This is a genomic window from Alcanivorax sp. HI0044 (assembly GCF_001634945.1).
The window spans coordinates 1-6,775 of the sequence record NZ_LWEZ01001124.1 but is presented as its reverse complement, the minus strand read 5'-3'; the positions used below and the strand labels follow the sequence as shown (position 1 = coordinate 6,775).

5 protein-coding genes and 1 tRNA gene are annotated in these 6,775 nt (G+C 55.5%); all 6 read right to left on the bottom strand.

Annotated elements, in window-relative coordinates; all coding sequences use genetic code 11:
- The coding region (locus A3730_RS13575; RefSeq protein WP_063538251.1) for a SurA N-terminal domain-containing protein at positions 1 to 1,925 on the bottom strand (1,925 nt) is incomplete at its 3' end.
- A 117-nt stretch (positions 1,926 to 2,042) separates the two neighbouring features.
- Positions 2,043 to 2,119: transfer RNA gene (locus tag A3730_RS13570), tRNA-Asp, on the bottom strand.
- Positions 2,120 to 2,129: 10 nt separating this feature from the next.
- Entirely contained in the window at positions 2,130 to 2,402 is a 273-nt protein-coding gene (locus A3730_RS13565) for an HU family DNA-binding protein (RefSeq protein ID WP_039925990.1), read from the bottom strand.
- Positions 2,403 to 2,587: 185 nt separating this feature from the next.
- Positions 2,588 to 4,984 (bottom strand): endopeptidase La, encoded by a 2,397-nt coding sequence (lon, locus tag A3730_RS13560; RefSeq protein ID WP_063538249.1) that lies wholly within the window; start codon positions 4,982 to 4,984, stop codon positions 2,588 to 2,590.
- A gap of 55 nt (positions 4,985 to 5,039) precedes the next feature.
- Positions 5,040 to 6,320, bottom strand: a complete 1,281-nt coding sequence (clpX, locus tag A3730_RS13555) for an ATP-dependent Clp protease ATP-binding subunit ClpX (protein ID WP_063519171.1) — start codon at positions 6,318 to 6,320, stop codon at positions 5,040 to 5,042.
- Positions 6,321 to 6,438: 118 nt separating this feature from the next.
- Positions 6,439 to 6,775, bottom strand: a 337-nt coding sequence (locus A3730_RS13550) for an ATP-dependent Clp protease proteolytic subunit (protein ID WP_197477481.1), incomplete at its 5' end; no start/stop codon positions are given.

Below are 6,775 nucleotides of genomic sequence, written 5' to 3'. Positions count from 1 at the left end.
CCCTGGTTGGCGCTCAACCGGGACGGATGGAGCTCCACATCGCCCTCGTCACGTAACAGGGCAACCACCTGACGGAAATTGCGCTGCCCTTCCACATTGGCAAGTTCAACCAATGCTGCCTGCTGCTGGGCATCACTCAACGGTTCGGCATTACCGTCGGCAACGCGAGTTACCTGGTAGGCAACCACAGAACCGTCACCCAGACGGGTCAGCTCTACAGGAGAGGCCTCTCCTTCTTCGAAACGCGGCGCACCGAATGCACCGTTGACCACTTCCATGGACGGTTCTGCACCGCCGCGCTGCAGGCCTTCCTGCTCTTCAACTTCTACCTCGAACAAGTCCGCCACTGCCGCCAGATCAGCACCATCATCAATGGATTTCTGTGCTTCTTCACTAAGCTGCTGGACCTTGTCCATGGCGTGCTCACCTTTGAGGCGCTCACGGATAGCGAAAGAGACTTCCTCCAGGGGCATGGGTTCAGCAGACTTGTTCTCTGCGATACGCACAGCGATATAGCGGGTCGAATCGATTTCGATCAAATCACTGTTGTGCCCTTGTTCACGCACCTGATCAGAGTTCAGCGCCTGCTGCACCTGAGGCAGGGACAATGGCGCATCAGCCGCCGCCAGGTCGACCCAGTCCGTAGTTACCACAGACGTGCCCACCTGCTCTGCCGGGCTTTGTAGATCGGCATGCTCGTAGAGCAGCTCTTCCAGCTTCGCCACATCGTCATTCAACAACGCTTCGGCACGGGCTTTTTTCAGGTCGGCGCGAATTTGATCCGACAGCTCCGCCAGTGACGGCAATTCACGAGCGGTCTCCTCCTGAGTCACCTTGATCAGGTGGACCCCGGCGTCCGTTACCACCGGCGCAGAGACGGTGTCAGAAGCCAGCTCGGCAATGGCGTCTTCCATTTCTTCAGGCAAGGCCCCCTTGGAAACCACACCCAGATCACCACCAGACTGGGCGCTGCCTGAGTCGTCGGAGTACTGGGCAGCAGCATCTGCAAAGGATTTACCACCGGCAATGGCTTTCGCCGCTTCACGGGCACGGACCTTCGCCTGTTCAAGATCCCGGTCATCGTTCACTTCGATGAGAATATGTGACACCTGGCGTGGTGCGTCACCGGCGCCCGCTTCTTCCATGATGGATTTACGGACATCGTATTCCGCCTTCACATCCTCGTCAGTAACGCTCACCTGATCGGCATATTTGTCTGCAGACAGTTCAACGTAAGACACCTTGAACTCTTCAGGGCGCATGAATTCACCCTGATTCTCGTCATAGAAGGCTTTGACCTCTTCGTCTGACACGCTGAACTGCTTGCGCAGCGAGTTGATATCCAGTTGCGCATAACGGATGTCGCGGGACTGCTCCCCCAGACGACGCTGTTCGTTCAGCTCGGAAGGAAGCGAAAAGTCCGTCTGCATGAAGCCCGCACGGAACTGCTCCTTGATCATGTCCTGGCGCAACCCCTGGATGTAACTCTGCGGGTTCATCCCGCGGGCGCGCAGTTCACGCTCGAACCGCTGTTCGGAAAACTTGCCGTCTTCCTGGAACAACGGCACCTTGTAAATATCGGCAGCAACCTGTTGTTCACTGAACACCATGCTGGATTGTTCCGCTGCGGCCAGAATCAATTGCTCGTTGACGATGCCATCCAGCACCATTTCCGGACGCACAAATGAATCCAGCAATGCAGGATTCATGTTCGGACTTTGCTCGCGAAGCATGTTACGAACCCGCTCTACCCGCTGGTTCACAACACTACGTGTGATCTTGCTGCCTTCCACTTCAGCTACCACGTCGCCTGTGCTTCCACCGACAAAGTAGCCGTAAAAGCCGGAAATCACGAAAGGAAGAATGATTGCGGCAAGCAGGACCTTGCCCACGGGACCGCGGACAAACCGTCTGAACTCCTGCATGAAATTACTCCGTAGGGATACTCTCGAAATTCGATCTTATTATTCAGAACCGGCGGATGACTGCAGGTTCCCTTAAATGCAAAAAAGCGTACCCCTTACGAGTACGCTTTCTCAAACTGGCGGAGCGGACGGGACTCGAACCCGCGACCCCCGGCGTGACAGGCCGGTATTCTAACCAGCTGAACTACCGCTCCTGCAAACAGTTTAGTTCACCGCGTCTTTCAGTGCCTTACCGGCTTTGAAGCCCGGTACGTTGGCAGCGGCGATCTTGATGGTCTGGCCAGTTTGCGGGTTACGGCCATCGCGGGCTTCACGACGCTTCACTGCAAAAGTACCAAAACCTACCAGAGAAACGCTGTCACCTTTTTTCAGGGCACCAGTTACCGCTTCCAAAGTAGAATCCAGAGCACGACCTGCGTCGGCTTTGGAAATATCCGCGCTAGCGGCAATCGCATCAATCAACTCTGACTTATTCACAAAGTTCCCCTTTCTCTATTTTCCCGGTTTTATGGTCGAGGCGTGATGCACTCTCCTTATGCGAAGCCGCCTTTATACCAACGGGTATCAGGGGCGTCAAGAAAGGAGAAGCGCGATCTCACCCAAGTTAAAACAATTGAAAAACCATACAGATCAACAATTTAAAAAGGTTTAAATATGATCCGTTAATGTGTACTAGGACGTTTGTTACCTTCCTGGTTTTTCTCTTCTGCCAGCGCTAAATCCTCTTCCAGCTCCGCTTCGGAAAGCGGATTTGGTTGATGAGTCAGTGCCACATCAAGTACCTGGTCAATCCATTTTACTGGTCGAATGTCCAAGGACGCCTTGATATTGTCGGGGATCTCCTTGAGGTCCCTCTCATTTTCTTCCGGAATCAATACAGTCTTGATTCCGCCGCGATGGGCAGCCAACAACTTTTCCTTGAGGCCACCAATCGGCAGCACCTGCCCACGCAGGGTAATTTCACCGGTCATGGCCACATCCGCACGCACCGGAATACCGGTCAACACCGACACCATGGCCGTACACATTCCGATACCTGCACTGGGGCCATCTTTTGGCGTTGCCCCTTCCGGCACATGCATGTGCAGGTCGTTGCGATCCAGTGCCCGGCGGCGAATGCCCAGGGTGCCTGCACGGCTTTTCACTACCGTCCACGCAGCCTGGATAGATTCCTGCATTACATCACCCAGTGAGCCGGTAGAAATCACCCGCCCCTTGCCTGGCGTGGAAACACTTTCAATGGTGAGCAGCTCACCGCCCACAGACGTCCATGCAAGGCCGGTTACCTGACCGATCTGATCCTGTTCTTCAGCACGACCAAAGCTGAACTTGCGCACACCGAGATAATGCTCAACCAGCTCTTCACTCATGGTGACCGTTTCCGTTTCACCGGTGAGCAAATGTTCTTTCACCACCTTGCGGCAAATCTTGCTGATTTCACGCTCCAGCCCACGCACGCCAGCCTCCCGGCTGTAATGGCGAACGATGTACCGTAACACGGCTTCATCAAATAACAGCTCATCTTTTTTCAGGCCGTTGTTTTTGATTTGCTTGGGGATCAGGTACTGCAGCGCAATATTGACCTTCTCTTCCTCGGTATAACCGGGAAGACGAATCACTTCCATGCGGTCCAGCAACGGGGCCGGAATATTCATGGAATTGGACGTACAGATGAACAGGGTTTCAGAGAGATTGTAGTCCACTTCCAGATAGTGATCGCTGAACGTGTCGTTCTGTTCCGGGTCCAGGACTTCAAGCAGAGCAGACGCTGGATCACCCCGGTTGTCCATGCCCATTTTGTCGACTTCATCGAACAAAAACAGCGGGTTACGGACGCCGACCTTGGACAGTTTCTGGATAACCTTACCCGGCAAAGAGCCGATATAGGTCCGGCGATGGCCACGAATTTCTGCTTCGTCACGGACACCACCCAACGCCATGCGAACGAACTTGCGATTGGTGGCACTGGCGATGGATTGCCCCAGTGAAGTCTTGCCCACCCCGGGTGGCCCCACCAGGCACAACACCGGCCCTTTTACCTTGCCGACCCGGCTTTGTACGGCCAAAAATTCCAGCACGCGGTCTTTTACGTCTTCCAGACCGTAGTGGTCCCGGTCCAGTACTTCCTTGGCGTAATTCAGGTCATGACGCACCCGGCTGCGCTTTTTCCATGGCACCGAGGTCATCCAGTCCAGATAGCCGCGCACAACCGTGGCTTCCGCCGACATGGGGGACATCATCTTGAGCTTGTTCAGCTCTGCCTGAGCCTTGTCACGGGCCTCTTTTGGCATGCCCGAGCTGTCGATTTTCTTTTCCAGATCGTCCAGGTCATTACCACTGTCTTCCAGATCACCCAGCTCTTTCTGGATGGCTTTCATCTGTTCGTTCAGGTAATACTCGCGCTGGCTTTTCTCCATCTGCTTTTTCACCCGGCCACGGATGCGCTTTTCCACTTTTAGCACATCAATGTCCGATTCCATCAGCGCGATCAGGTGTTCAACACGCTCGCGCACGTCCACCATTTCCAGCACGTCCTGCTTCTCCTCCAGCTTGAGCTGCAGGTGCGCGGCAATGGTGTCAGCCAAGCGGCTGACTTCGTCGATGGAAGAAACGGAGCCGGTCACTTCCGGCGCCACTTTCTTGGAGAGTTTGACGTAATCCTCGAACTGACCCTGCAGGGAGCGCGAGAGCGCATCCTGCTCGCTTTCGTCCGGGAGCCCTTCTTCCAGCTCGCGCACATCAGCAACAGCGCCTTCTTCACCAAATTCAGCCTTGGCCACATGGGCACGCTGGCCGCCTTCGACCAGCACCTTCACGGTACCGTCCGGCAGCTTGAGCAATTGCAGAATGGTAGAAACCGTACCAACCCGGTAGATGTCGTCCACACCCGGATCGTCGTCGGAGGCATTACGCTGGGCGACCAGCATGATCTGCTTGTCAGCTGCCATGGCAGCTTCAAGAGCCGCAATGGACTTTTCCCGGCCGACAAACAGCGGGATAACCATGTGCGGGTACACCACTACATCACGCAGCGGTAAAAGCGGAATATCTTTCAGCACGTATTGCCTCTATGACTTAGGTGAAAGCAGGACAGACCCGGACCATGCCCGGGTCTCAATCCGGTGCCACCTTGGAAGACTGCTCGTTGTTTTCATAAATCAACAACGGTTCGGATTCACCCTTGATTGTCGGGCTATCAATCACCACCTTGGCCACGCTATCCATGGACGGAACCTGGTACATGGTATCGAGCAGCACCCCTTCAAGGATCGAGCGCAGACCACGGGCACCGGTCTTGCGTACCATGGCCTTGTTGGCAATCGCGCGCAGGGCGTCGTCGCGGAAATCCAGCTCCACCCCTTCCATTTCAAACAGACGCGCGTATTGCTTGGTCAGCGCATTGCGCGGTTCGGTGAGAATCTGGATCAACGCTTCTTCGCTCAGCTCTTCCAGCGTCGCGATCACCGGCAGACGACCAATGAACTCGGGAATCAGGCCATACTTGACCAGATCTTCCGGCTCCACATCGACCAGCAGCTCGCCCAGATTGCGCGTATTGTCCTTGCTCTTCACCTCGGCGGAGAAACCGATACCGCCCTTCTCGGAGCGCTCGCGGATCACTTTGTCGAGACCGGCAAAGGCACCACCACAGATGAACAGCATGTTAGAGGTGTCCACCTGCAGGAATTCCTGCTGTGGATGCTTGCGCCCACCCTGAGGCGGCACAGACGCCACAGTGCCTTCGATCAGCTTCAACAGTGCCTGCTGCACGCCTTCGCCGCTCACATCACGAGTGATGGACGGGTTGTCGGACTTGCGGGAAATCTTGTCGATTTCATCGATGTAGACGATGCCGCGCTGGGCCTTGTCCACATCGTAGTCACATTTCTGCAGCAGTTTCTGGATAATGTTTTCAACATCTTCACCGACGTAACCCGCTTCGGTGAGCGTGGTTGCATCGGCAATGGTGAACGGCACATTGAGCAGCCGCGCCAAGGTCTCGGCCAGCAGGGTCTTGCCGCTACCAGTAGGCCCGATAAGCAAAATATTGCTTTTGCCAAGCTCGACTTCGTCACGGCCTTTTCCACCGCTACGCAGGCGCTTGTAGTGGTTATACACAGCCACAGCCAGCACCTTCTTGGCACGCTCCTGGCCAATCACGTACTCATCAAGGGTGTCCTTGATTTCGTGGGGCTTGGGCAGGCGCTCACCATCGGTGTCGCTGGTGTCTTCCTGCACTTCCTCGCGGATAATGTCGTTACACAGATCCACGCATTCGTCGCAGATAAAGACCGAGGGCCCCGCAATCAGTTTGCGGACCTCATGCTGGCTTTTGCCGCAGAAGGAGCAATACAGCAGTTTGCCGTCGTCGCCCTTGCCAGTGGAATCGGTCATCGAATTGCCTCTAAACCTGTGTATTTGCTTTGAAGATGCAGGGTAGCCCGGTGTTTTTCAAGCCCGCCGGGCTGCTCTGCCGTTCCGTTAGGACACTTTTTGTACTAACTCGCCCTATTTAAACAGGACGCTGGCTCAACACCGCGTCAATGATGCCGTATTCCTTCGCTTCGTCGGCACTCATGAAGTTGTCACGGTCAGTGTCTTTTTCCAGCTGCTCGATGGGCTGGCCGGTGTGGTGAGCCAGCAAGCTGTTGAGCTGCCCTTTGATTTTCAGGATTTCCTTGGCGTGGATTTCAATGTCTGACGCCTGGCCCTGGAAGCCACCCAGCGGCTGGTGAATCATCACCCGGGCATTGGGCAGCGCAAAACGCTTGCCGGCAGCCCCGGCGGTAAGCAGGAAGGCCCCCATGCTGGCCGCCTGGCCTACACACATGGTGGACACATCCGGCTTG